At 71.4% G+C, this 26,305-nt stretch carries 22 protein-coding genes; 11 read left to right on the top strand and 11 right to left on the bottom strand.

The genetic code is table 11. From position 1 onward, the window contains the following. Positions 1-16 precede the first annotated feature (16 nt). On the bottom strand, positions 17-616 hold the full coding sequence (locus WMF31_RS07300; RefSeq protein WP_436606529.1) for a pectate lyase: 600 nt from the start codon (positions 614-616) through the stop codon (positions 17-19). A gap of 1,059 nt (positions 617-1,675) precedes the next feature. Here WMF31_RS07300 and WMF31_RS07295 point away from each other — a divergent pair. From WMF31_RS07295 to WMF31_RS07285, 3 genes are all read left to right on the top strand, one after another. After that, positions 1,676-3,409, top strand: coding sequence for a DUF1592 domain-containing protein (locus tag WMF31_RS07295; RefSeq protein WP_436601232.1), 1,734 nt, complete (start codon positions 1,676-1,678; stop codon positions 3,407-3,409). Then, positions 3,406-4,854: a DUF1552 domain-containing protein gene (locus tag WMF31_RS07290; protein ID WP_436601231.1), complete on the top strand. Its 1,449-nt coding sequence runs from the start codon at positions 3,406-3,408 to the stop codon at positions 4,852-4,854. Before WMF31_RS07295 ends, WMF31_RS07290 begins: the two co-directional genes overlap by 4 nt. 299 nt (positions 4,855-5,153) lie before the next feature. Then, entirely contained in the window at positions 5,154-7,034 is a 1,881-nt protein-coding gene (locus tag WMF31_RS07285) for a leucine-rich repeat domain-containing protein (protein WP_436601230.1), read from the top strand. Between the two features lie 119 nt (positions 7,035-7,153). Here the strand turns inward: WMF31_RS07285 and WMF31_RS07280 are convergent, their stop codons facing one another. The 8 genes from WMF31_RS07280 to WMF31_RS07245 form a co-directional block, all read right to left on the bottom strand. Then, entirely contained in the window at positions 7,154-8,212 is a 1,059-nt protein-coding gene (locus tag WMF31_RS07280) for a glycosyltransferase family 4 protein (protein ID WP_436601229.1), read from the bottom strand. Further along, positions 8,203-9,075 carry a PIG-L deacetylase family protein gene (locus WMF31_RS07275; RefSeq protein WP_436601228.1) on the bottom strand — a complete coding sequence of 291 codons (873 nt, stop codon included), beginning with the start codon at positions 9,073-9,075 and terminating at the stop codon, positions 8,203-8,205. Before WMF31_RS07275 ends, WMF31_RS07280 begins: the two co-directional genes overlap by 10 nt. A 14-nt stretch (positions 9,076-9,089) precedes the next feature. After that, entirely contained in the window at positions 9,090-9,977 is an 888-nt protein-coding gene (locus WMF31_RS07270; RefSeq protein WP_436601227.1) for a glycosyl hydrolase, read from the bottom strand. Beyond that, positions 9,974-10,783 carry a TIGR04290 family methyltransferase gene (locus WMF31_RS07265; protein ID WP_436601226.1) on the bottom strand — a complete coding sequence of 270 codons (810 nt, stop codon included), beginning with the start codon at positions 10,781-10,783 and terminating at the stop codon, positions 9,974-9,976. The genes WMF31_RS07270 and WMF31_RS07265 overlap by 4 nt, the downstream gene beginning before the upstream one ends. Before the next feature lie 11 nt (positions 10,784-10,794). Beyond that, on the bottom strand, positions 10,795-11,523 hold the full coding sequence (locus WMF31_RS07260) for a sugar phosphate nucleotidyltransferase (RefSeq protein ID WP_436601225.1): 729 nt from the start codon (positions 11,521-11,523) through the stop codon (positions 10,795-10,797). A 16-nt stretch (positions 11,524-11,539) separates the two neighbouring features. Further along, positions 11,540-12,610 (bottom strand): CgeB family protein, encoded by a 1,071-nt coding sequence (locus tag WMF31_RS07255; protein ID WP_436601224.1) that lies wholly within the window; start codon positions 12,608-12,610, stop codon positions 11,540-11,542. Between the two features lie 18 nt (positions 12,611-12,628). Continuing rightward, entirely contained in the window at positions 12,629-13,612 is a 984-nt protein-coding gene (locus WMF31_RS07250; protein ID WP_436601223.1) for a DUF4202 family protein, read from the bottom strand. 205 nt (positions 13,613-13,817) lie between these two features. Further along, complete coding sequence (locus tag WMF31_RS07245) at positions 13,818-15,518, bottom strand: hypothetical protein (RefSeq protein ID WP_436601222.1); 1,701 nt, start codon at positions 15,516-15,518, stop codon at positions 13,818-13,820. A gap of 214 nt (positions 15,519-15,732) precedes the next feature. Here WMF31_RS07245 and WMF31_RS07240 point away from each other — a divergent pair, with 214 nt between their 5' ends. Further along, positions 15,733-17,187 (top strand): ATP-binding response regulator, encoded by a 1,455-nt coding sequence (locus WMF31_RS07240; RefSeq protein WP_436601221.1) that lies wholly within the window; start codon positions 15,733-15,735, stop codon positions 17,185-17,187. Positions 17,188-18,349: 1,162 nt separating this feature from the next. On the opposite strand, the gene WMF31_RS07235 is transcribed toward WMF31_RS07240, so the two are convergent. Both WMF31_RS07235 and WMF31_RS07230 read right to left on the bottom strand, forming a co-directional pair. Further along, positions 18,350-18,502, bottom strand: a complete 153-nt coding sequence (locus WMF31_RS07235) for a hypothetical protein (RefSeq protein ID WP_436601220.1) — start codon at positions 18,500-18,502, stop codon at positions 18,350-18,352. A gap of 259 nt (positions 18,503-18,761) precedes the next feature. Next, positions 18,762-19,358, bottom strand: coding sequence for a YqgE/AlgH family protein (locus WMF31_RS07230; RefSeq protein WP_436601219.1), 597 nt, complete (start codon positions 19,356-19,358; stop codon positions 18,762-18,764). A 162-nt stretch (positions 19,359-19,520) separates the two neighbouring features. On the opposite strand from WMF31_RS07230, the gene WMF31_RS07225 reads away from it, so the two are divergent. The 7 genes from WMF31_RS07225 (at position 19,521) to WMF31_RS07195 (ending at position 26,277) form a co-directional block, all read left to right on the top strand. Further along, on the top strand, positions 19,521-19,931 hold the full coding sequence (locus tag WMF31_RS07225; protein WP_436601218.1) for a 6-pyruvoyl trahydropterin synthase family protein: 411 nt from the start codon (positions 19,521-19,523) through the stop codon (positions 19,929-19,931). Positions 19,932-20,080: 149 nt separating this feature from the next. Beyond that, positions 20,081-21,472, top strand: coding sequence for a DEAD/DEAH box helicase family protein (locus WMF31_RS07220; protein ID WP_436601217.1), 1,392 nt, complete (start codon positions 20,081-20,083; stop codon positions 21,470-21,472). After that, a complete protein-coding gene (locus WMF31_RS07215; protein WP_436601216.1) occupies positions 21,459-22,679 on the top strand; it encodes a DUF790 family protein in 1,221 nt (406 codons plus the stop codon). Before WMF31_RS07220 ends, WMF31_RS07215 begins: the two co-directional genes overlap by 14 nt. 178 nt (positions 22,680-22,857) lie before the next feature. After that, complete coding sequence (locus tag WMF31_RS07210) at positions 22,858-23,400, top strand: EF-hand domain-containing protein (protein ID WP_436601215.1); 543 nt, start codon at positions 22,858-22,860, stop codon at positions 23,398-23,400. 159 nt (positions 23,401-23,559) lie between these two features. Then, positions 23,560-24,426, top strand: coding sequence for a HipA domain-containing protein (locus WMF31_RS07205; RefSeq protein WP_165373436.1), 867 nt, complete (start codon positions 23,560-23,562; stop codon positions 24,424-24,426). Then, complete coding sequence (locus WMF31_RS07200; RefSeq protein WP_436601214.1) at positions 24,423-25,208, top strand: HIRAN domain-containing protein; 786 nt, start codon at positions 24,423-24,425, stop codon at positions 25,206-25,208. Before WMF31_RS07205 ends, WMF31_RS07200 begins: the two co-directional genes overlap by 4 nt. Positions 25,209-25,848: 640 nt before the next feature. Further along, positions 25,849-26,277, top strand: coding sequence for a PIN domain-containing protein (locus WMF31_RS07195; RefSeq protein WP_165373437.1), 429 nt, complete (start codon positions 25,849-25,851; stop codon positions 26,275-26,277). Positions 26,278-26,305 lie beyond the last annotated feature (28 nt).

Raw genomic sequence — 26,305 nt, 5'->3', positions numbered from 1 at the left:
CGGCCGGATCTGCCGGTCAGTACTCGGTGTTGTTGGACGTCGTGATCCTCGACCCGGACAGCCCCATGAACAGCTCCTTGCCGATGTCGCTGTAGCGCGTGTTCGTCATCGTGACGGTGCTCGTGCTGCTGTCCGTCCTGAAGATGGCCTCCTTCATGCGGGAGATGTCGCAGCGGTCGATGAACACGTCGACCTTGAACTTGGTGCCGCCGTTCTGCCGGATGAACTTGCCGGCGTTCGAGGCCCTGAAGTTCGAGACCCGGAAGGTGCTGGCCGCGTTGATCTGGAACACCTTGTCGTCGCCGTTCACGGCCGAGCCGCCGTTCAGCACGACCGTGCCGGACTCCTTGATCGTCAGGGCGTCCTCCCCGATGTCCTCCCAGACGATGTTCTCCAGCGTGACGTTCCCGTAGGTGTGAATGCCGTCGGCCGCCGGCGCGCCGAGGACGACGTTCCTCAGCACCGCGCCGTTCTCCAGCTTGAACACCGGCTTCTGCCCCTCGGACTGGCTGCCGTCGCCGAGCGCGCTGCCGGCGATGAAGCGCTTGCCACCGCCGTCATACACCTGGCCGGATTTCACGACGATGGTGGCGCTCACGACCCCGCCGTTCCCGATCGTCGTGCTGCCCCCGCCCCCGCCCCCGCCCGAGCCGCTCGACGAAGAGCTCGACGTCGAGCCGCTGCTGCTCGATCCGCCGCCGCTGCCGCCGCTGCCGCCGCTCCCCGTCGGCACGAGCTCGATGTGATCGATCTTGAAATCGTAGTCCTTCGCGCTGGAGCTCTTGCCGGTGGAGACCAGCCTGAACGCGACGGTGCCCGACAGGCTCCTCGTACCGAGGTTCACGACGTTCCAGCGGTCGCTCGACGAGGAGGAATATCCGTCGAGGCGCCCCACCGAAGCGTTGTTCAGCCGGAGCTCGTAGTTCCCGTACACGTTGCGCTGCGCATAACGCACCACGACCTGGTACTGCCCCGCGGGCACCGATCTCGAGAACTGGAAATAATCGCCGCTGGCGTTCGCCTGGAGCCTCACCGTGCTCGAGCTCGCGTCGACCTTGTCCCCCGACGAGGTGGACCAGGTCTGCGACTCGCCCTCGAACCGCGTGGCGCTCACCGCCTCGCTCGCGCTCTCGATCTCCATCATGGCCTCCTCTTCCGAGAGGCAACCGGCCGCGATGGTCCCAGCCAACCCCAGCGTCAGCAGCACAGGAGAAGCGAAGGTTCGTCGAAAGTTCATGTTCACGTTCCTCATGTTGTCGCAAGTTGGCGCATAGCCCATGCGCTCGCTGGACGACCTCGCGGCGAGGCGTGCGGAGCGGTCGTCGAGCTCCCCACGCCGCACGCCAGGTGTGCTCCGGCGCTGCGCTGGTCGCACGTGCCTCCATGGCAACGCGCAGGCCATACGCTGGTTGGTCCGAGATCGTCAACATCACACGATCTTGCTGGATCTTTCCTCGATGGAGCCATGATATGCTTTCTCGTTCACGGCGGCGCGCTGGCGCGCTGTCACGCGCGGGTGGAACAGTGTCAACCTGGAGTTGACAGGCATCGACCTCGACGAGCCGACCGCCGCCGGACGATGGGTGACGCAACGCGGCGATTCCAGCACGATCGCAGCGCGCGTAGCGTGAGCACAACGGGTTGCCGTCGAGTCCGCCCTCGTACATAATCAGCCATGCTTCGACTGCTTCGATATCGCACGTGCGGGGTCGTGCTGACCCTGGCGCTGGCGGGAGTCGCCGGCTGCCTTGGAGATCTCGGAGATCCCGGCGCCTCCGGGTCGAGCTCGTCCGGACCGGGCCCCTCCGGCTCGGGCTCCGCCGGCTCGGGCTCCGCCGGCTCGGGCTCCTCGGGCTCCGCCGGCTCGGGCTCCTCGGGCTCGGGCGGCGGCGTCACCCTGCCGGATGGAACGGAGAGCGTGACGCTCCTGCCCGCGCGGGTCCGCCGCCTGACGAACGCCGAGTACGCCGCCTCGGCGCGCGCGTTGACCGGGACCACCACGAACCCGAGCGAGCGCTTCGCGCCGGACTCGCGGCAAGGCGGCTACACGGTGAACGACGCGCAGCGCGTGGATCCGGTGCTGGCGAAGCAGCTCGCCGCCTCGGCCGAGGCGCTCGCCGCGGAGGTGAAGGGCAAGCTGACGGAGCTCGCCCCCTGCGCGGATCCGGGCACGCAGGCCGAGAGCTGCGCCCGGGAGTTCATCCGGTCGTTCGGCGGCCGCGCCTACCGCCGCCCGCTCGACGCGGCGGAGGCCGACGCGCTGTTCACGGTCTACCAGGTCGGCGCGAAGGGCGCGACGTACGCCGACGGGGTCGAGCTCGTCGCGCGCGCGGTCCTGCAATCGGCCGGCTTCCTCTACCTGACCGAGCTCGGCGACGGCTCCGGCGGCGAGGTGCTCACCCTCACGCCCCACGAGCTGGCGAGCTCCCTCTCGTACCTCGTCACCGCCGGCCCGCCCGACGACGCGTTGCTCGAGGCCGCCACGTCGGGCGCGCTGCTCACGCCCGAGGGCCGCGAGGCCGAGGTGCGCAGGCTGCTCCAGACGTCGCCGGCGCGCGAGCGCCTCGTGCGGGTCGTCCGCGAGTGGCTCGGCGTCGACCGGATCGCGGTGACCGGGAAGGACTCGAACGTCTACCCCGCGTTCGCGGGCGCCAGGGAGGCGATGGAGCGCGAGACGGAGCAGTTCGTCTCGGAGGTGCTGTGGGGCTCCACCGGCACGGTCGGCGAGCTCCTGGGCGCCGACTGGAGCGTCATCGAGGCGCCGCTCGACCAGGTCTACGGCGCTGCCGGCACCGGGCGCGTGACGCTCCCGAACCGGCGCGGGCTCCTCAACCAGGGCGCCTTCCTCTCCGTCTACGCGCACGCCACGGAGACGGCCCCGGTGCTGCGCGGGGTGGCCGTCCTGCGCCGCGTCGCCTGCACCGACATCCCCTCACCCGTCGAGCTCAACATCAACGTCGTCCCGCCGGTGCCCGACCCGACCAAGACCACGCGGGAGCGCTTCGAGGTCCACGCCACCGACGCGGAGTGCAGGGGGTGCCACAACCTGATCGATCCGTTCGGCTTCTCGTTCGAGGCGTTCGACGGCATGGGCATGGCCCGCACGACGGACAACGGGCACCCGGTCGACAGCGCCGTGACCGTGGCGATGGGCGCCGACTTCGACGGCGCGTACCCGGACAGCAACGCCCTCGCGGTCACGCTGTCCACGAGCCCGACCGTGCGCTCGTGCTTCGCGCGCAACGTGTTCCGCGCCTCGGCCGGCCGCGCCGACAAGGACGCCGCCGAGAGCGAGGCGTCGTTCCTGAAGGTCTGGGAGACCCTGCCGGAGGCCGAGCAGGGCAAGCTCGTCGAAACGCTGATTGCCTACGTCAAGAGCGATCTCTTCAGCCATCGGAGGCCCCAGTGATCCGCCGGTCGACAACACGCCGCACGTTCCTCCGCGCCATCGGCGCGGGCCTCGCGACGCTCCCCTTCGTCAGCATGCTCGAGGACTCCGTGGCCCAGGCGAGCGGCGAGGAGCTGCCGCTCAAGCTCGTCGCGATCTATCACCCCCACGGCATCGCCGCCGAGTACTGGGCGATGCGCGAGGGCGAGACGGAGACGAGCTTCGATATCACCTACGAGAACTGCTCGCTCCAGCCGTTCGACGATCCGGCGACCTTCGGCAAGAGCTTCAAGGACAAGATCCTCGTCGTCGAGGGGATCGACCACCTGTCGAACGCCAACGGCCACGACTCGGCCGGAACCATCCTGACCGGCAGCCGCATCGACGGGCAGAAGCCGCTCAACATCTCGCTCGACCAGTACCTCGCGGTGGAGAAGGGCCTCGGCGCCGACACCCGCATCACGAGCGTCGCGCTCGGGGTGGGCCTGGACGGGACCGCCTCGGGAGAGACGCTGTCCTTCGGGGCGGGCGGCGCGCCGCTGCCGAAGATCATCCACCCGGCCGAGGCGTTCGAGCTCCTGTTCGCGGGCCTCGTCGTCGGCGACGACCCCGAGGCGCAGGCCCGCGCGGCGCGGCAGCGCGAGCTCGGGCAGAGCGTGATCGACTTCGTGCGCGGCGACATCAACCGCCTGCGCGGGCGCCTCGCGCCGGCCGAGCAGCAGAAGCTCGATCAGCACCTGACGTCGCTCCGCGAGCTGGAGAAGCAGTATGCCGCGCCGAGCGGCGGCGGGCAGGCGTGCGCCTTGCCGCCCAGGCCCGACGCGTCGAAGTTCCCGTCCGTGAAGCAGTGGAACGGCGGCGAGCCGTACTTCGACGCCATCACCGACGCGCAGGTCGACCTGCTGGCGCAGGCGCTCGCCTGCGGGGTCACCCGCTTCGCGACGCTGTTCACGAACGACCTGGCGTACGAGGGGAACCCGCTGGGGTTGCCGAAGGACAACCACGGCTCGGTCGCGCACACGTACGACGCCTCGCCCGTCGGGAACAACGGCCGCCCCGGCGCCGGCAACCCGTCGACGTGGGTCCCGCTCGCGAAGTTCAACCGCTACAGCTACTCGAAGATCGCGCGCCTCATGCAGCGGCTCGACGCGCTCGGCGTCCTCGACAGCACGCTGATCTACGCGTCGAGCGATATGGGCAACCCCGCCCTGCACAGCACGCGCAACGTGCCCACGCTGCTGGCGGGCGGGGCGAACGGCAAGTTCCGGATGGGCCGGCGCATCAAGCTCAAGGCGGACTGCCCTCCGGATTCGCCGTGGTGCGGCGAGGCCGACGCCACGTTCACGCCCGTCACGAACAGCCGGATCCTCGTGTCGATCGCCCAGGCGTTCGGCGTCGAGATCGACTCGTTCGGCTCCCAGCCCGATCCGAAGCTCACCACGGGCGCGCTCAGCGAGCTCACGTGAGCCAGACCCGGCGGCGCGGTCGCACTGCATGTCCTGGACGACCGCGTCCGCCTGCTTCAGCGCGCGGGCGTCGCGCAGCGGCGAGTCGCCGGACCTGCGCGAATCCTCGCGGCTGAGCTGCGAGGCGCTCTTGTCGCCGACGCGGAACGCGGAGGCCTCGGCGCCCACGCCCTCTTCGACCATCAGGCGGCGCGCCTCGAAGGTGTTGAATATCAACCAATGCGTGCGGCGTGGTTGTACGGTGCGACGGCCGCCACGAGGAGCTTGAATTTCGGATCGCATTCGGATCTCCTGGCCTCATGAAGCGAGCAGCCGTCGTATTGTCCTTGTTGCTCATGCCGAGCTGTACCGACGCCATCGATGTTGGCGAAGGTGCCCCCGAAAGCGTGGGAGGGGAAGGCGGGCAGTCATCGAGCAGCGGCCCCTCGGGGGCGAGCGAGGTCGCGACGGGTGCGGGACAAGCGGGGTCAGAGGGCTCGGGGCAAGCAGGACCGGGTGGCTCGGGGCAAGCGGGGTCAGGGGGCTCGAGCTCCGCAGGCTCACCGAGCGAACCAGCGGCGGGGGCGGGAGGAGCCGAGCAAGGCTGCAATTCCGACCTTTTCGTTGGCTACTTGCACGTCACGAGTCAGGCGGAGCTCGAGCAACTGCGCGGGGTGAGCGTGCTCCGCGGCACGCTCGAAATCACGGGCGACGTGCCCGACCTGTCCCCGCTGGAATGTCTGACGACCGTCGACGGTGGACTCGTGATTCGGGAGAATCCAACGCTGCGCGATCTCGATGGGCTGCGTAGCCTGGAGGAGGTTGCGCGTACCATCAAAATTTTCGATAACCCAATGCTCGAGAGCGTTGCGGGCGCCGCGGCGAGGGCACCCATGTGGATGATCGCCCGCAACGCTTCCCTCGAGTCCCTGTCAGGCTTCGAGGAGGTCGAGGCGGGCGTGCTCTGGCTCAACGGGAACGCTCGGCTCGCGAGCCTGAGCGCGCTCGGCAACTTGCGCGAGGGTGGGATCACGCTGATCGACAACGATGCGCTCACGAGCCTCGATGGGATCAACGCCTCACGCCTCGACACGCTCCACATCTCCAAGAGCGACGGGCTCGTCAGCTTGAAGGGGATCGACGGGCTCGAGACCGTCGGGGTCCTGGAGCTGTTCGAGAATCCGAATTTGAGCTCGCTCGAAGGGCTCGAGGAGCTCCGGACCGTCAGCAACCTGCTTTTGTGGCAGAATCAGAGCCTGAGCTCGCTCGAGGGCCTCGAGAGCCTCGTTCACGTGGACTACCTCGACATCTCGGAGCTCCCGGCGCTCACGGACCTGACGGGGCTCACCTCGCTCGAATCCCTGCGCTCGCTCGGCGTGAACGGCAACTCGGCGCTGGTCAGCCTGGACGGCGCGCCCGCGCTGCGCACGGTCGAGCACGCCGTCATCGAATCGAATCCGGAGCTCGTCAGCGTGAACGCCTTCGCGCAGCTTCGCCCGGACCAGGACCCACCGCTCTCGCTTACTCTGTCCAGCAGTCCGAAGCTCACCAGCATCGACATCGGTCGGGCGACGCGTCTCAGGGATCTTTACCTGTCCGGTCTCGCGCTCACGGACTTGTCGGCGTTTGCTGGCGTTTCCGAGCTGCGCTCGCTCTCCGTGGGGAGTAACCCCGAGCTCGTGAGCCTCAGGGGGGTCGAGCAGATCTCGGCGCTCTTCAAGCTGGGAATCTCTCGAAACCCACAGCTCACGAACCTCGAGGGCCTGAGCGGGCTCCGCTTCGTGGAGAGCGGGATCACCATCAGCAACAACGCCGCGCTCACCAGCCTCGACGGGCTTGGTCCCCTGAGCTCGGAGGGCACGGGGATGAACGTGGGGGTGGCCCTCCGAGGCAACCCTCGGCTCGTCGATATCGACGCTTTACGCGGGATCCTACGGATGAACCAGCTCGTCATCGAGGACAACGATGCGTTGCTCGATCTGACGGGGCTCGAGGATCTGCGCGATCTCCTGAGCCTGAGCATCAGGAGCAACCCGGCACTCACGACGCTTCGCGGCCTGGGCGCCCGGACCATCTTTGGGATAACGATCACGGGCAACCAGAGCTTGACGAGCTGTGAGATCGCGGCATTCATCGCGGGCCTCCAGGCTTTCAACGATGTCCGCGAGGAAGAAAACGCCACGGGCGCCTGCTCCCCTTGACCAGGGTCGCAGACGACGTCTCCGACCGGGCGGACACCGCAGAGGAGCGCTCGTCCGCATCGGCAGGGCAGGGCTCTGTATCCTATCGAAGCACGGGATCCGGTGTCGCCGCGCGCCGCTCACGCCTCGCGCAGGATCCGCAGGTAGACCTCGATGTACGCCGCCGCGGTCCTCTCCGCCGAGAAGCGCTCCTCCGCGGCGCGGCGGCATTCCGCGGGATCGATCCGGTCCACCGTCGCCATCGCCTCGGCCATCTCCTCGGCGCCGCCCACCAGGTAGCCCGTCCGGCCGTGCTCCACGATCTCCGGGAGCGCGCCGGCGCCGCGGAGCGCGATCACGGGCGTGCCCGAGGCGAGCGCTTCCATGGCCACGAGCGAGCTGGTCTCCTGGACGAGGCTGGGCACGAGCAGGCAGCGCGCCGCGGCGAGGAGCCGGCGCTTCCTGGCGAGGCCGATCGGGCCGAGGAAGCGCCGCGGCGGGCCGCCTCCGGCGTGGAGCAGCGGCAGGAGGACCTCGTCGAGGTACCGCGTGTGCGCCTCGTACCCGAACGCCTGCCCCGCGACGAGCAGCGGCACCCCGGCGCGGGCCGCGGCCTCCACGGCCACGTGGTAGCCTTTCTCCGGGCAGATCCGGCCGAGCGCGAGGGCGAAGCCGCGCTTGTCCCGCCGCGGCCGGTAATGCTCCAGCCGGACGCCGTTCGGGATCTCGGGCAGGAGCTTGGCCCCCGGCGGGCACGCGCGCCGCTGCGTCGCGGAGACGCAATGCAGGAAGGTCTCCGGGCGGCCCAGCCGGAAGACCTCGGGCGCGTAGAAGCTCGGCGGGAGGTGCAGCGTGACGAGCGCCGGGACGCCGGGCCCGGGCAAGTAGCGGTCGAAATCGACGCCGTGGAGGTGGACGAGGTCGATCGGATAACGCTCCAGGGCGCGGGCGATGGCGCGCCGGTGGTGGTGGTGCGCCGTCGCGGTGGCCGCCTCGTCCAGGACCGCGCCCGGCGGGGCCGCCGGCGTGGCGAGCAGCGTGCCCGCGCACGAGGAGCCCTGCGGGGCGACCACGAGGGAGCGGTGACCGCCGCGGGTGAGCGCCTCGTCGAGCATCGAGACCACCTGCTCGACGCCGCCGACCGCGTCGGGCCCGACCGGCGCGAGCGGGTAGCCGACGAGCAGGATCGTCAGAGGCATGGCGCTCGCCCGAGGCCGAGCCGCGCGAGCGCCTCCGCGGCGAGCTCCCGGAAGCGGGCGCCGTCGATCGGGAAGCCGAGCCGCTCGTAGTGGAGCGTCCCCTCGTGCGGGGGGCGCCGGAAGTCGTACGCGGGCGCGGGCCGGAACCGCTCGATCGCCGCGCCGAACGGGGCGAGCGTCTCCCTCTGGCTGACGAAGCAGGCCAGCATCGCGCGCTTGCGCGCTGCCTCCTCGCCGGAGAGCCGGAGGGCGACCTCCTCGAGGGCGCCCGGATGCGGGAGGAACTCCCCGACGACGAGGTGCCCCCGGGCGGCGTGGTACGAGGCCGCCTCGACGATCCGCGGCGCGGCCGCGCCGCCGCGGCGCGCGAGCAGCGCCGCCGCGTGGACCGCGAGCGCGGCCGCGTCGTGGTCGGGGTGGCCGCCCTCGTAGGGGTGCGTGATCACGACCTCGGGCCGCGCGCCGTCGAACAGCTCCAGGAGCTCCCGGGCGAGGCGCGGGGCCTCCTCGATGGCCTCCTGGTCGACCGCGCCGAGGCACCGGAGCCTCGGCGCCGGCACGTCGCCGAGGGCGAGCGCGCGGGCCAGCTCCTCGCGCCGGAGCGCCATGTAGCGCTCCCGCCCGACGCCCGCGAGCCCCGGCGGCAGGAAGCGGCGGTCGCGGGGCGCCCCGTCGGTCACGTGCACCACCTCGACCGGATCGAGCCGGCCGAGCCGCGCCCCGAGGCCGATGGTCTCGTCGTCCGGGTGCGCGACCACGACGAGGCAGCGCGGCGCCGGGCCCGACGAGAGCCATGCGTCCGGCGGCGAGGCGGGCGCCGGGGTGATGGGGCCGCCCCTCTGGCGGAGCGCGGCGGGCCTCATGGCGTCGCCTCGCCCTACCCCGCGTAGCGCCGGGTCATCCGGGCGCAGAACTCCGCGAACTCCTCGATGCGCTGCGGAGGGCTCGTGTGGTGCGGCCTCACGCCCGCGTGCTCCGGGGTGAAGCAGTACGTGAGCGTGATCTCGAACGGATCGAGGGCCCTCATCTGTCGATCGAACCACGCCTCGGCCCCGGGCCGGAAGCTGTCGGCCCAGCTCAGCCCGGTGCGGAGGTGGCGCACCCCGAGCTTCTTCAACCACGCCACCGCGTCGTCGAGCCGGTGGTCCTCGTAATGGAACCACTGACAGATGCCGAAATCCGGGGCGTGCTCGGGGAAGAGCCGGAGCGCGCGCTTGGGTGTCCCGTCCTCGCGGAGCAGGCCCATGTAGAAATGGCGATAATAGGACGACCCCTCGGCCTCGCGGTGACGGGTCGTCGCCGGCCAGGCGCGCGGCAGGTCGTAGAGGCTGTACCAGTGGACCCTGTCGACCTCGCCGCGGAGCAGCTCGGCGCTCCGCCGGAGCCCGAACTCCTGCACCTCCTCGGCGCCGAAGGTCGACACGCCGATCTCGGTGATCCAGAGCGGCCTGTCGGTGACCGCGCGGATCTCCTCCAGCTTGCTGGGCCACTCGTGGATCTGCCAGTGATTCCAGTCGAGCGGAAAGCCGTGCACCGCCACCACGTCGACGTGCTCGAGCACGCCCTGGCGATCCATGTTGGCGATGAACCCCGGGTCGATCGGCGAAATGCCGCCCAGCACGCGGGGCAGGCCCGGGCGCTCGCTCCGGATCGCGTCCGCGGCGAGCTTCACCATGGCGCCGTATGTCGTCCAGTCCGGGTCGATCTCGAAATCCCAGTGCGACTTGTTGTTGGGCTCGTTCCAGAGCATCACCGCTTCGATCATGCCTTCTCTCCGTTCACGCCCGTCACGGCGGCTCGCCTGGCCGGGTAGACCGCGCCCGGCGCGCCGCGGTCCTTCTCGCGGCGACGGCAGATGTAGACCTCGGCCTCGGGGTGGCTCACGATCTCGAAGCCGGCGCTCCGGAGCATCGCCTCGGCGCAAGCCCGGTTGGGGATCCACCAGTTGGTCGGGTCGTGCGAGTAGCTGTCCTCCACGAAGTGGAGCCGCGGATAGCCCGCCTCGTCGAAGATCCGCGCCTCCGAGAACGGGTAATCGCGGAGGAGCGGCGCCACCTCGGCGCTGCCGCGCTGCATGCTCTGGAAGACCAGCGTGTGACCGACCACGTGCTCGTGGAGCAGGTCGAGCGCCAGGAGCGGGTGGCGGAGGTGATAGAGGACGCCCATGAACAGGACGATATCGAACCGCTCCCCCAGGCGGCCCACGTCGTAGACGGAGAGGTTCCGGAGCTCGATGTCCGCCCCGGAGACCTCGGCGGCGAAGCGCGCCTGCGCCAGGTAGTCCTCGTCGCTGTCGATCCCGAGCACCCGCGCCGCGCCGCGCCGCTTCATCTCGAGCGAGTAGAACCCCGCGTTGCACCCGATATCGAGGACCGTCTTGCCCGTGAGGTCCGCCGGGATCGCGTGGGCGAAGCTCTTCCACTTGAACGCGGGATAGTCGCCCAGGAAGTGATCCGGCGCCGTCTTCACCCCGCCGAGATCGATGTTGTGGAACCACCGCCCGAGCCGGCGCACGCGGTCCTGGATCTGCTCGCGGGTCAGCTTCGTCGCCCGCTCGACGCTCCTCTCCATGACGCCTCCCATCACCCCGCCGCCCCGCTGAGGAGCTGGATGGCCTCGCGGTAGCCGTGCAGCGTCCCCACGTCGACGTACGCCTCGCCGGCCCGCACCGCGCGCGCGCTGCCGCCGCGCGCGAGGTGCTCGTTCACCAGCGTCCCGATGTACACATCCTTCTTCCCGCGCTCGCAGAAGAGGTCGTATAGCGCCCGCATCACCGCGCCCGTCAGCCTGAAGGCGCCCCAGACCCACTGCGAGCGCGCACCCGCCTGCTTCACCTGGATCTCGAGCACCCTGCCCTGCTCGTCGGTGACGACCGCATCGAACAGCTCCGGGTGCGTGACCGGAAAGAGCAGGAACGACAGGCCCCCGCCGTCGAGATGACACAGCCCGTGCTCCGGGAACCAGACCGTGTCGGGCAGCCCCACGAGGACCTCCTCCTCGGGCCGGATCCACGGCAGCGCCCGGAAGATCGCGTCGCAGAGCCCGGCGGCGACCGGCTGCACCACGTAACAGACGTGCGCCGGGCCCACGCTCCCCCCGTAGTACTCGAGGATATCCGACTTGCCCGGCGAGATGACCATGCAGATCCTGGTCGCGCCGGCGAGGATCATCCGGTCGATGAGGTACTCGCTCACCGCGCGCGGCCGCTCCACGTCGCCGTCCCTGCGGGTCCCCACCGGGAGCAGCTCCTTCGAGAACGCGAGCGGCTGGATCCTGCTCCCCAGGCCCGCCGCCGGAATCACTCCCCACATGGCCCTCTCCCTCCCTTCATTGCCCTGACACCGACTCGAGGATGGAGACGAGCTCCGCCGCCCGCCGCGCGGCGCTGTGCTCCGCGAGCACCCGCTCCCGCGCGGCGCGGGCGATCCTCGCGATCTCGCCCGGAGGCAGCGAGAGCGCCGCCACGGCCTCGTCCGTGGTCGTCGCCACGAGGATCTCCTCGCCCGGCGTGAAGAACGCATCGAGCCCCTCCCAGCGGTCGCTCAGGACCGGCGTCCCGCACGCCGCGGCCTCGAAGAGCCGCCCCGAGGGGCAGTAGCCCATCGCCGCCATCGCGCCCCGGGTGACGTTGAGCGTCAGCGGGGAAGAGCCGTAGAACGCCGGGTGATCCGGCGGCGCCACGTGGCGCACGTAATAGAGGTTCTGCGCCCAGGGGAAGCCCTCGGGATAGAGCGAGCCGCCGAGGACGAACCGCTTCGCCGGGAGCCTCCGGGCCGCTTCGAGGAAGAGCGTGGAGAGCGCCTCCTGCCGGTCGGCCGCGTACGTCCCCAGGTACGAGAGATCGCCGCGGAACGCGTCCCGGGGCGGGACGGGGCGGTACACCTCGGGATCGGCGCTCCCGTAGAGCGGGAACACCCGCCTCGCGCCGAGCCGCGTCCGGAGCTCCGCGAGCGCCTCGCCGCCGGTGAAGCTGAGCACGCAGTCGAAATCGACGAGCCCGCGCGGGCCGAGGTAGCCGACCGGCTGGCCGGTGCTCAGCCGCTCCAGCGTGACCGGCGTGTCGAGGTCGTAAAAGACCTTGAGGCCGCGCGACTCGAGGACCAGCTCCGTCGCGGCGATCCCGTCGGGGCAATACGAGGTCACCATCGCCGCGTCGGCCTCCCGGGCGGCGCGCCGGGCCTCGGGCAGGATGTCCTCGAGCGAGGTGTAGAGCCGGAGCGCGTGGCCGTGCGCGAGCGCGGTCAGATCCCGGTGCGAGGCGTAATAAGGGACGTCGCGCTCGAAGAAGGTGACGTGGTGCCCGGCCCGCCCGAGCGCGTCGACGAGCCCGCGCCACAGCGTGGCGTGGCCATTGCCCCAGGAGGAGCTGATCGTCAGGCCGAAGATGACGAGCCGCATGGCGAAACCGGACCTCCTCTAGGTCTGCGCCACCGCGGGCGCCGGCGCCCCGGCCCTCTTCAGCTCGTCGATCTCGCCGAGGATCATCGCCGCCACCTCGGGGCGGCAGCGGATCCGCGGGAGCCGCGCCCTCGCGGCCGGCCGGAGGCGGCGGAGCGAGTAAGCGACCTTGGCGCGGGTGTGCTCGGGACCGTAGTAGTCGAGGAACCCGGCGCTGTTCAGCGAGAAGAACGAGAGCGCGTCGGCGTCGTTGAGCAGGGCGAGCTCGGCGTCGTCCCCGGGCCGCTCGTGCGCGCCGATCAGCGCGCCGATCCGGTCGAGATCCCCGGGCGACAGGCCGAGGCCGTCGAGCGCGGCGCGGGCCAGCGCCGCCCCGCGCCGCGCGTGCTCGTCCTTGAAGACCTGGTAGTCCGGGGCGCGGTGCTCGACGCGGACGAGCGCCTCCGAGGCCAGCCGCTCCACGTCGTGGAACAGCGCCGCCGCCTGGGCGGCGAGGCGCGCGCCCGGATCGAGGCGGAGCATCCACTGCCACACGTCGATCGCATGATCGTGATCGGCGCGGACAAGGGGCCTTTCGAGATCGTGGAGCGCCCGGTGCCGCGCGAGGAGCCGCGCGAAGACCGCGGTCGCCGAGGCGACGTTCCGCCTCCGGATGAACCGCTGGCAGCGCGTGAGGACCTCGAAGGCCACCTGGGCGGCGCCCTCCCGCGCGACGCCCTCGATCAGGAGATCGAAGTCGCCGCGGGCGTCGAGCGCGTGCAGCGCGGTGTCGAGCGCCCACAGATCGAGCCTGGAGGCGCGGAAGGCGCGCGCGTCGACGACCGCGCGGCGCTCGCCGCCGGGCGGACAGGGCGCGTCGATCTCCCCACCTGGGAGCTCCACGCCAGGGAACTCCCCGGCGAGCTCCGCCCTGTCGGAGGGGGAGAGGAGCGGTGCGCTGTGGGCCGGTGGGTCATCGCTGCTCGACGGCGAGCCGGCGACGAAGATCAGGCGCTTGAGCATGAGCTCGCTCTTCGGTCTGCGGCGGGCAGGCTCCGGGCGTGGCGCTCGGGACGGCTCCCACGAGGGCGCTCGCCGCGGACGAACCAGGGGAACGACCGCGTGAACCTATCGCCGCGGGGCTCACCGCACCATCGCGGAAATTCCGCACAGCAGGGTCGGGAGAGAAATGAGACCGAGACGCGAGCGCCGTAGCCGCGCTGGCGCATCACCCGAGATCTCCCGCTGAGCCCGCGGGGCGGAGGCCCTCGATCAACGCCAACGCCGCGCGGTAGCGCCGTCGCGCCGCGACGAGGCGCCGCACCTCGGCGGGATCCTGGAGCGCCCCCGCGGCCATCGCGGCATATCCCAGGCGGAAGAGCGCGTACGCCGCGAGATACGCCCGGAGGCGCGGCCCGGGGCGATCGCCCGAGCGCTGCCGATACCGCTCCAGGAAGACGCTCTGGGCGTCGGCATCCATCCGCCACTCGATGATGGCCCCGGCCAGATCCCAGGCGATGTCCGCGGGGCCAGGCAGGAAATGATCGTCGCCGTGCGCGGTCGCGTCCACCTTGAAGAGCTCGTCAGGGCCGGAATCGGCGCCGGAGGAGGCGCGGAGCCACTCGTGAGGATCCATCTTGCCGTCGACGATTGCAGGACGGGCGACCTCCAGGGGGAGATCCGCCGGGAGGTCACACCCCATCTCGACAGAGAAATTGGTGCGAGTCATCGTAATGAGCTCCTCGGAAGGAGCGCTCGGGACCGGGAAGGCCGAGGCGCGGAACGCGCAGTAGTCGGCGAGGCGCTCCAGCACCGCCGCGGAGAGGTCCTCGGCCTGGAGCGGCGGGGCGGCGAGCCGGGACGTGGAGAGGAAGCCCTCCCCCTCGTCGCGCGGCGCGGGCCCGAAGCCGGCCTCGGCGATGGCGCGCGCGCGCTCCAGGCACTCGGCGCCATGGCGGCCCATGCCCTCGAACTTGAGGATCCGGCGGCCATCCCGGGAAAGGAACTTGAGGCGCTCCAGCGTCGTCCAGGAGGCCGGCCAGCGCGCCTCGTCGTCGTAGGCGAGACGGCGCCATGCCCCGCCGCCGAGGGGCTCACCCACGTCGCGCGGGGGGCGCGCCCCGCCCTCGACGCGCTCCGAGCGGAAGGATCGCCACCTCCGGGCGCCGTCCGGCGCGATCAGCGCGTCGGGGTCGGGCGCGCGGCTGCCCAGGAAGACGATGTGATCGCGCGGGGCGCCGGCGGAGGCCAGGGCGTCGCCGGCCGCGAGGAACGAGGAGCCGCTGAGGCCTGGCCCCTCGTCCACCACCCAGAACCGCGCGCCCTCGGCGAGGCCGTCCTGGACCCAGCGGCGCTCGCGGGCGGCGAGCTCGACCCGTCGATCATAGGGGTGTCCGACCGGACGCACGGTGACGCGCTCGGCCTGGATCCCCTGCCGCCGGAGCGCCGCGACGGTCACCGCGCCCAGGGTGGTGCCGATGCTGCGAATGCCGACGACGCGGACCGGGGCCCCCGGGGACGCGAGGCGCTCGGCCAGCCGGGCGAAGTCGAGCGGGTGGAGCGCGTAATAGGAGAACCCTTCCGGCGGCGAGGTGGAGACCGTCGCGGGCACGGGGAGCGCGGCGAGGGCGTCCGGCGAGATCGCGAGCGCGGCCCGGCCGTCCGCGCCGCCACCGACGAGGAGGCTCGCGAGCTCGTCTGTCAGGCGCGCCAGGAGGGCGGCGGCGGCCGCGCCGGCGTCGGCGAGGATCGACTCGAGCTCACCCGCGCGGATCAGGGCGCGGAGCACGCCCCGGCGGAGGGGCTCGGCGCTGGCCGGGGCCGCGACCGCCCGGAGATCGTCCGCGAGCTCGGCGGTGAGCCGCTGCCCCGGGACGTCGCGGCGGCCGCCGCGGAACACGTACATGCGAACTCCGGAGCTGTCGGTCATGGCCGGTCCGCGCGAGGGCGCTCATGCGCACGCCGCAAGGACCGATGTCGCTGCGGGGTGTGCAGCCCTATCACGGCGCGCGCCCGCGCGGGATCTCCTGGCACGATGCGCGCCCGGACGCCACGCCCGGCCGCCGCGACGGCGCGCGCCGCGCGGCTCAGCCCGGCGAAGCGCGCATTGCGTCGACCACCCCCCTTCACTACGATGCCCCTGGATGATCGTCCGCCGCGCACGGCGCCTCGTCTGGATCGTCGACGACAGCCGCCTTGATGCCGAGCGGGCGCGTCGGGTGATCGCGTGCGAGCACGACGTGGAGGTGTTTCATGACGGGCCGGCCGCGCTCGAGCGGCTCTCGTCGTCCGCCGCGCCGCCGGACGCGATGGTCCTCGACTGGATCATGCCGGGCATGACCGGCGTCGACGTGTGCCGCTTCCTGCGCTCCGCGCCCGCGGGGTTCCAGAAGATTGGCATCCTGCTGCTCACCGCGCATCGCCACGTCGATCAGATCGTGGAGGGGCTGTCCGCCGGCGCCGACGATTACCTCGCGAAGCCCTACGAGGACGAGGAGCTGCGCGCGCGCGTCGCGTCCCTCATGCGCTGGCGGGCGCTGCTCGAGCGCGTGGAGCAGGCCGAGGCGGCCAATCGGAGGCTGCTCGAGATCGCCCCCGACCCGCTGCTCGTCGTCGACGCCGAGGGGCGCCTCTCGTTCGTCAACGAGCAGGCGGCGTTCGCGCTCGGCGTCCCGCCGGACGCGCTGCTCGGCAGGCCGCTCGCGGAGCTGATTCCCGATCTCCCCTCGCCCGGTCTCCCGTCGAACGAGCCCGAGCCGCTCTCCGGAGAGGGCGCGTTGCCCACCGCGGACGTCGAGATCCGCGGGAGGGTCTTCTCACCGACGCTGAGGGTGCTCCCCGGGGAGGGCGCCCCGAGCACGATCATCTCGCTCCGCGACGTCACCGAGCGGCGCATGCTCGACGAGCGGCGGCTCGATTTCTACTCCATCATCGCGCACGACCTGCGCACGCCGCTGAACGCGATGACGCTGCGGATCGCCTGCATGCTCGGCGACGAGGAGCTCGATCGGCAGCCTTCCCTGCGCGAGGGCATCCACAAGCTCGACGAGCGATTGCAGTCGCTCGTCGTGCACATCAATGATTTCCTGGAGCTCGCGAGCCTGGAGGGCGCGCGACACCGCATGGAGCGCAAGGACGTCGATCTGGTGCGCCTGATCGGGGACACCATCGAGGACTTCCGGCCGCTCTTGGACGAGAAGGGGCTCACCTTCTCCGCCCCGGCCCCCCGCGCCGACGCCGTGGTGCTCGGCGACCGGAAGCGCCTGGCCCAGGTGCTCTCCAACCTCATCGGCAACGCCATCAAGTTCACGCCCCCGCGCGGCGCGATCACGGCGCGCGTCGACGTGAAGAGTCGCTTCATCGAGGTCTCGCTCGAGGACACGGGGAGCGGCATCGCGCCGGAGCTCGTGCCGATGCTGTTCCAGCGCTACCAGCGGGCCGAGCACAAGGTCGGCGGCTCCGGGCTGGGGCTCATGATCGTCCGAGAGATCGTCGAGGCGCACGGCGGCGTGGTCGGCGTCGAGAGCCACCTCGGGCGAGGGAGCCGGTTCTGGTTCCGCCTGCCGCGCAGCCGGCGGGAGCGCAGCGCGCCTTCCTGATCGTGCCGCGTGAGTTGACCCGGCCCTGCGCCGATCTGCTCACGGCTCCTGGCGTCGATTCCGATGTTGATCTCCATGGATGTCAGCCGCGGGACGACGCGGCGGCGCGGCGTATCCGGCTCTGGGGAACGCCTCTCGCGGCGGCGCGGCGTATCCGGCTCTGGGGAACGCCTCTCGCGGCGGCGCGGCGTACCCGGCTCTGGGGAACGCCCTTCGCGGCGGCGGCGCGGCGTACCCGGCCGTGGCGAACGTCCCTCGCGGCGGCGGCGCGGCGACTCTTGCCCTGGGTCCCGCCGCTCGGGCCGGTCCCCCTCAAGCGACGCACGCGCGCGCCACCGGAGGCAGCCCCGGAGCACCGCGTCGCGGCCTCCCCCGGCCGGCGCCGGCACCGGCGGCCGACCCGTCGACACGCTCGGGCGGCAGGCGCCCGCTCATGAAGCCGCAGACCGCCGCCGCGTCGCCGTTGAGGCAACGTGGAACGCCGTGGACAGACGAGCGTGGCCGCGCGAACCCGCCATGACGCGGCGCAGGAGTCCGGCGACCCCTGGCCGGGCTCCTGGCAGGCGGAGCCGGTCCCCTCGCCTCGAGAGATCACCTGGCAGGGAGCCTCTCCGGGACAGCCGGCCAGCGCGGCCGCCTTCCGGAGCCGGGACTTGGCCCGACGGTGCTCGATCACCACGAGCGCCATGCAGAGCGCCACGAAGCTCAGGTCACGGGCGCTCGGGCGTGGCTGCGACCATGCCAGCCACGCGAGCGCGAGCGCCATCATGGCGCTGCAAAGGATCCACGATTCGGCGAGCTCATCGCGCGCGGACGTCACCGCGCGGGTCAGCGTCCCTGCGGCGAGAGGCGACCGTTGCGGGGCCTCGTCGCAGTGAACCGCCTCCATCGCGAGTGGGACCTGCGGCGCGCCGTCGTCTGGGACAGGAGGCATCGCGGGGGCGGCGTCAGCTTCCGTTGCCTTGATGCGAGGTCTACAGGGCATAGGAACTCCTCCCTGCCTCCGCGGTCGCGGAGCGCGGATCAATCTGGGCAGCCCGGACGCGTGTGCCGGAGTTCGTTCACCATCGGAGTACGAGGATCAGAATAGGGAACCCCGTCGGCCGAGGAAATCGCTGAGCGAGGCCCCGCAGCGCGCGAACGCGCCCGATCGTGCGCGGGCTCACACCCGCCCCGCAGCGCGCCGCGCCGCCCGCAGGCCGCGATAGGAGGCCATGGTCGTCGTGCTCAGGGCCCCTCCGCCCACGCCGTCGAAGTCCACGGTCCCGAAGCGTCCGAGGGTCCCGACGACGATGACATGATCGGGCCCCTCCACGACGACGTCGTACGCCCCCCGAGGCGCAGAGTCGCCGAAAGACGCGCTCCGGCGGTGAGCCAGCGATTGCGCCGCGGTCCCGGCGCTCTCGAAGGGGCGGACGCGTCTTCGCCCGACGACGTGCCGCCGCTATGTTGTCCCCCCGAAGCTCGTCCCGGGGTCGTCGCTCACGGGGCCTGCGCAGGCGGGCACCTCTCGTGGCCCGCCTGCGCTCCGGCCCCTCTGCGACGACCCCGGGACGAGCTTCGGTGACGCAGGACTAGGCCTCTCCGATGCTCCGCATCGACATCACGTCGATCGGGCGCAGCCCGAGCAGGGCATAGGCCTGCTCCCAGCGCTGGTCCGCCGCCACGTCGAACAGGATGCGCTCGTCGAGCGGGGTCGGCAGCCACGCGCCGGAGGCGATCTCCCGCTCGAGCTGGCCGGGCCCCCACCCGCTGTAGCCGAGCAGCACCGTCCGCCGCCGCGGATCCACGCCGATCGAGCCGCGCACCGCGTCGGCCGCGAGCGCGTCGAACGCGCTCCGGGACGACGTGACCCGCACCCGGGCGCCCACCGGGATGACGCCGCTCTCGTCGGCCTGGAGGTTTGGATCGAGGCACAGGATCCACCCCGAGCTCGGCTGCACCGGCCCGCCGAGATAGACCGGCGCCGGATCCTTCAGCTCGGTCCCGTAGCCCGCGAACGACAGGAGCTCCCCGAGCGACATCGGCGCCGGCCGGTTCACCACGAACCCGAGCGCCCCGCTCTCGCTGTGCACGGCCAGCAGCACCACCGTCCTGTCGAAGTTCGGATCCCCGAGCGGCGGCGACGCGATGAGGAACCCTGGGGCCAGCACGCTCGCTTCGCTCTTCATCGGCGATCCTCCCTGGCAACGGCCAACCGGTCGCTGCGTCCCGCACGGACCTGCCCGGCCAGCGCGGGCAGGTGTGACGACCGTCTGCACCTTACTCCTGCGCGCCGCCGCGCGCGATTGGGATCTCCCGCCGGCGCCGGGACGCCGGGTATAGTGCGGCCCATGTACACGGTCGGCGTCCGCGATCACATCATGGTGGCCCACAGCCTCAAGGGGGAGCCGTTCGGCCCAGCGCAGCGGCTGCACGGCGCGACCTACACGGTCAGCGTCGAGGTGGAGCGCGAGGAGCTCTCCCCGCTCGGCCAGGTCATCGAGACGAGCGTGCTGCGCGACACCCTGCGCGGCGTGCTCGCCGAGATCGACTACCGCAACCTCGACGAGCACCCGGCGTTCGAGGGCAAGCGCTCGACGCCGGAGCTCATCGCCCGCTACATCCACCGCGAGCTCGGCCGGAGGCTCCCGGTCAACGCCGGCACGACCCTCACGATCACGCTGCACGAGTCCCCCCTCGTGTGGGTAAGGTACCGCGCTCCGGTCCGGGGCGCCTCGCTCATGCCCGCCGAGCTGGCCTGATCGCCTCGCTCATGCCCGCCGAGCTGGCCTGATCGCCTCGATCCTGCCCGCCGAGCTGGCCTGATCGCCTCGCCCGCGGCTGCCGGGCCGGCCTGGCCGCTCGTTCGCCGCTTGGCACGGCGCCCGGACCGCGGCAAAAGAGCGCGCCGATGACCGCCCCGGTCCGCACAGCGCCGATCGTCCTGACGTTCCAGGGCGGCACACTCCGGATCGAGGGGCTCGCGCCCGCGGGCGACGCGCTCGACCCGGCGTGCCTCCCCGCCTCGTGCCGCTGGGACGCGCGCGAGCGCGTCCACCGCGTGCCCGCCATCGACTACGCCGAGCTCGTCCTGCGGCTCCGCGCCCGCGGCGTCCCGTTCACGGACGCCGCGCGCAAGTACGAGGCGCTCCCGCTCGCGCCGCTCGCCAAGCACGAGCCGTTCCCCTACCAGCGCGAGGCGCTCGAGGCGTGGGCCGGCCGGCGCAGCCGGGGCGTGGTCGTGCTCCCGACCGGCGCGGGCAAGACGTACGTCGCGACGCTCGCGATCGCCGCGCGGCAGCGCAGCACGCTCGTGGTCGTCCCCACGCTCGACCTCCTGAACCAGTGGTACGACGGGCTCTCCGCCGCGTTCGGCGTCCCGATCGGCCTGCTCGGCGGCGGCTACCACGACGTCCTCGACCTGACGGTGACCACCTACGACTCCGCGCACGCCCACATGGACCGGCTCGGCGCCCGCTTCGGCCTCGTGATCTTCGACGAGTGCCACCACCTGCCGAGCCCCTCGTACGCGCTCGCCGCGAAGATGTGCCTCGCGCCCTTCCGGCTCGGCCTCACCGCCACCCCCGAGCGCGCCGACGGCCGGGGCTACGACGACCTCATCGGCCCCATCGTCTTCCGCCGCGAGATCACCGAGCTCTCCGGGCAGTACCTCGCGGCCTACGACGTGGTCCGGCTCGACGTGCCGCTCTCGGACGACGAGCGCGCCGCGTACGAGGCCGCGCGCGGCGTGTACATCGGCTTCCTGCGCGCGAACGGCATCCGCATGCCCGAGGGGTGGGGGCAGTTCATCCTGCTGAGCTCGCAGTCCGACGCCGGCCGGCGCGCCTTCGAGGCCTACCGCCGCCAGCGCAGCCTCGCCCTGTGCGCCCCGGGCAAGATCGACGTGCTCGCGCGGCTGCTCCACGCCCACCGCGCCGACCGGACGCTGGTCTTCACCGAGGACAACGCCACGGTCTACCAGATCTCGCGGCAGTTCCTCTTGCCGGCCATCACGCACCAGACCCGGGTGAAGGAGCGCAGCGCGATCCTCGAGGCGTTCAACCGCGGCGCGCTCTCGGCGGTGGTCACGTCGAAGGTGCTGAACGAGGGGGTCAACGTGCCCGAGGCGAACGTCGCGATCGTCCTGTCGGGCAGCGGCTCGGTGCGGGAGCACGTCCAGCGGCTCGGCCGCATCCTGCGCCGCAGCGAGAACAAGACGGCGATCCTCTACGAGCTCGTCGCCCTCGGCACGAGCGAGCAGCGGGTGAGCGACAAGCGCCGGGAGCACGTTGCTTACCAGTGATCTCGTCCGCGTCCGCCGCCGGGGCGGGCTCGTCGTCCCGCAGTACCTGCGCGGCGCGGCGGCCGAGCGGCTGCTCCCGGTCGCGCGCGCGTACGTCGACCTCCTCGCCGCGCGCGTCGGCGAGCGCCGCGACGACGTCGAGGCGGCGCTCGACGCGGTGGAGGTGCCGGCGCGCGACCGCGTGGCCGCGCTGGGGCTCCGGAAGGTGCTCGAGGACGCCTGCGAGTACGAGGTGCAGGAGGGCGTCGACCCCGAGGCGCTCCGGCGCGAGCTGTTCCTCGCGGCCGCGGCGGCGCACCGCGCCCTCGACGTGCGCGCCCGCTTCGATCGCGCCGCGGTGCTGGACGAGGTGGCCGCCCGGCTCGGCACGACGCCGGCGGCGATCGAGGCGGGGCTCTACGCCGACCTGCGCGGGGCCGAGATCCTGCGGCGCGCGGCCGCGGACCCGCCCGAGGTCGTGCTGGACCGGTACAACCTCGCGCTGGCGCAGTCGATCCTCCTGCGGGCGACGCGGGTGTCGATCCGCGTCGAGGGCGAGAGCGCCCCGCGGTACCGGAAGCTCTTCCGCGCGGCCCGGTTCCACGGGCTCCTCCACGTGGTCCAGGGCGATCCGGCCTCGGGGTACACGATCACGCTCGACGGCCCGTTCAGCCTGTTCGACGCGGTCCAGCGCTACGGCCTCCGGCTCGCGATGTTCCTGCCGTCGGTGCTCTCGTGCGCCTCGTTCCGGCTGCGCGCCGACCTGCGCTGGGGGCGGGACAAGGAGCCGCTCGCGCTGGAGATCGGCCCCGCCGACGGGCTCGTGTACCACGGGCGCGAGCTGGCCGAGACGACGCCGGAGCTCGAGGCGTTCTGCGAGGGGTTCCGGAAGCTCGGCTCGCCCTGGACCGTAACGCCGAACGAGCGGCTGTTCGCGCTGCCCGGCGAGGTCGTGTGCGCGCCGGATCTGGTGTTCGAGAACACGGAGACCGGCGAGGAGGTGTACCTGGAGGCGTTCGGCTTCTGGAGCCGGGACGCGGTGTGGCGCCGCGTGGAGCTCATCCGGAAGGGGTTCCCGGCGAGGATTCTGCTCGCGGTCGGCAAGCAGCTCCGGGTGAGCGAGGAGGTGCTCGGGGAGGACGACGCCGGGGAGATCTACGTGTACCGCGCGACGATGTCGCCGCGGGCGGTGCTCGCGCGGCTGGACGGCAAGCGCGGGGGCGGCTGAGCGTCCGCGCCGGGAGCGCGGGGGGGCCGGGAGCGCGGGGGACGGCGGGCCTTCGGGGGGCGCGAGCCTGCCGGGGCAAAAAAGATCGCGAGGCGCGTAGGGCGGGCCGGTCGGCGCGCGTCGTAGGAGCAGAAGCCGGCAAGAACACGCTGGCCCTTGCGATCAAGGAGCACGACCCATGACGATTTCGCCTCTCTTCTCGAAGACCCGCAGCACGTTCCGTCGCCTCGTCCTCGGCAGCTTCCTCTCCGTGGCCGTGCTCGCGGGCAGCGGGGCGGCCCTCGCGGCGAGCGGCGCGCCCGACAAGGCGGGCAAGTCGGAGCAGCGCCATGACAAGGACGCTCGCCGCAAGCACGGCCCGAAGGACCCGGCCCGCCTGATCCAGCGGGCCGACAAGAACGGCGACGGCGAGCTGGCCGTCTCCGAGCTCCCGGAGCGAGCGCAGAAGCGGCTGGGCAAGGCGGACACGAACAAGGACGGCTTCCTGTCGGTGGAGGAGCTGAAGGCGCACGCCGAGCAGCACAAGAAGGAGCGGGCAGCGCGGCAGAAGGAGCGCTTCGCCAAGCGCGACACAAACGGCGACGGCTTCCTCACGAAGGACGAGGTGGGCGAAAAGCGCTGGGCGCGGGTGAAGGCGGCGGACCAGAACCACGATGGCAAGGTGAGCGCCGACGAGCTGCGCGCGGCGCGCGGCGCGCGCAAGCACAAGGCCGCGCGGTAGCGCCGGGGCGGCTGAGCTCTCGTGCCGGGAGCGCGGGGGGACGGCGGGGTTGCCGTGGGGAGGCAACCCTGCCACGGTAGATGAAGCATGGGTCATTGTGGGGTAGATGTGTACCCGATCCGCGAGGTGTCTCCTCTCTGGCGCGCCGGAGAGGAGCCCATGGGTACCAAGCGCAAATTCTGGTGCGAGGCCGATGATGGCCGCAGCTATCTCTTCAAGTATGCTCGGATCGGCACTGGAGAAAACTGGTCAGAAAAGATCGCCGCCGAGGTCGCGGGCGTTCTGGGGATTCCGCATGCGGAGGTGGATCTCGCCATCTGTGAGGGGCACCCCGGGACGCTCACGCTTGCCATCACAGACGGCCAGCTCACTTTGACTCATGGGAACGAGCTCCTGCAGGAGCGCCGTCCAGAGTACCCCGCTCGCATTGCGTACGGGGCATCGGAGCACACAGTCACCTGTGTGCTCGACGCCCTTCGCCAAGGTTTCATTCATCCGCCCGAGGGCACGACGTCGACCGCTCTGATCACGGCGGTGGATTGGTTCCTGGGCTATCTCATGCTGGATGCCTTGATCGGCAATACGGATCGTCATCACGAGAACTGGGCAGTGCTCGTCCGCAGCGACCATCGTGACCGCTATGCGGCGCTGGCGCCGAGCTACGATCATGCGTCGAGCTTGGGTCGCGAGCTGAAGGACGAGGAGCGGCGCGCTCGGCTCGATGGTCGAGACCGGCGGCGCACTATCGAGGCATACTGCAAGAAGGCGCGCTCGGCGCTGTACAGGGACAGCCAGGAAACTGCGCCCATGAGCCCCGTGGATGCATTCCGCGAGGCGACGCGGCACGCGCAACCGGCCGGCCGGCACTGGCTCGATCGACTCGGCGCGACGGAGCATGCTACACTGTCCTGCATCGTGGATCGTATCCCTTCCCAGTGCATCAGCGAGCCCGCTCGCCAGTTCGCCATCGCCGTGATGGCGACTAACCGCCGTGCGTTGCTCTCGCTGCAGGAGGCGCGGCCATGACAGCCGACCGATCTCTCGTCGTCACATGGCTCGACCCCAACCGTCGCTCGATCATGCCTGTCGCCCGCCTGGTCCATCGCGGCGGGAGAGAGGGTGATCTCTACGAATTCCGGTACATCCGTGGCGCCCTGGAGGCGGCGGAAAGAGGTTTCCAGCCGTTCATTGCGTTTCCTGAGCTCGACCGCGTCTACCGGAGCCGGTCGCTCTTCCCCTTCTTTACGAATCGGGTCATGCCCACGACCCGCCCCGACTATATGGAGTACGTCAAGGTGCTGGGGCTCGATCCGACAGAGGCGGACTCGATCGCGATCCTCGGCCGGAGCGGGGGGAGGCGGGAGACGGATCGCATCGAAGTGGTGCCCATGCCGATGCGAGATGAGGCCGGGGGCTATACGACACACTTCCTCCTCCGTGGTGTCCGGTATATCCCGGGAGCAGAGGAGCGCATCGCACGCCTCGCCCCCGGTGAACGGCTATTCTGGATGCTTGATGCACAGAACGAGTCGAACCCTGGTGCCGTTGCGCTCCGCAGTGCGGACAAGCGCTTGCTCGGTTACATCCCGGACTACCTCGTCACGGACGTCGCGACCCTCGTCGCGCGCGAGGTGCCCATGAACGTATTTGCCGAGCGGGTGAACCTACCCCCCGCACCGCTCCACCATCGCGTTCTGTGTCGGCTTGAAGCGCGCTGGCCGGACGGCTTCGTCCCGTTTCAAGGCGAGCGCTTCCAGCCAATCGATCCGTCTCCCGCGCCAGTTGCTCAGGCGAGCCGCGCTTTGTAGCTCGTGCCCCGCGTGGGCCCCTCGTGGAGCGCCGCCGCTCGTCTGGACGGGGGCGACTCCGCCGCAGCCCCGTTCCCCCGGCTTCACTCCACCGTCGCATAGGCCTGCGTCCACGCCCGCTTCCCGTCCGGCTGCGTGATCCGCGCCCGCACGTACCGCTCCCCGCCGCGGAGCCGGTACGCCGGTACGTCGCCCGCCCCGTCAGGAGCCGCTGCCGCTCCAGCACGCGACCGCCCGCCCCGACGAACTCGACCACCGCCCCGGCGGCCGCCGGCCAGACCGAGAGCGCGTCCTCCGCGACCGACAGCCGCCTGAGCCGCGCCCCGGTCGACGTTCTGCGAGCGGTTCCGGTGCCAAACGCCGCGAGGCCGGCTACACTACCCCGCTACACGGAGGTCGCTGATGCGAACGGTGGAAGAGCTTGTCCAGGAAGTCCGGTCGTTCCCTGTAGCGGACCGCTTGCGACTCGTGGAGCGCATCGTCCACGAGCTCGCGGACGCTTCGTCGGGCGCTCGCGAGGCATCACCGCCCGGCCCGAAGGTCTCCCCGCTCGGCTGGCTCGCCGATGATCCCGAGCTCGCCGATCAGCTGGAGAAGCTCACGGCGGGAGCGCGCGCGCGAGGCAGGGCGAGAGGGCTCGATGATGAGAACCCTCGTTGACACGGATATCTGGTCCGAGATCTTCAAGGGGAAAAACGCGACAGTCCTCGCGAGGGCGAGCGTCTATCTCTCGCAGCACGGGCGCTATACGCTGACGGCCATCACGGTCTTCGAGGTCATCCAGGGCCTGCAGCAGGTGCAGCGCGCGAGCCGGATCGACGAGTTCCGCAGGATGCTCGAGGATATCGAGGTTCTGGAGCTGGATCAGCGATCGGCCGACCTCGCGGCGGTCATCTATGGCGAGCTCGAACGAACCGGTCGCGGGATCGACGTGGGAGACGCCCAGAACGCCGCAATTGCTCTCCGCCACCGCGTTGGCGTCGCGACCGGCAATATCCGGCACTACTCCCGGGTCCAGGAGCTGGGCTATCCCCTCACCATCGAGAACTGGCGAGATGCGCCATCGTGAGCCGCTCGCTGTCGCTGAAGGCGTGGAG

Origin of the sequence: Sorangium sp. So ce1036 (genome assembly GCF_051369805.1) — a bacterium.
GTDB lineage: Bacteria > Myxococcota_A > Polyangia > Polyangiales > Polyangiaceae > Sorangium > Sorangium cellulosum_F.
Note: the sequence above shows the minus strand (reverse complement) of the source record. Positions and strands in the feature narration are given on the sequence as shown.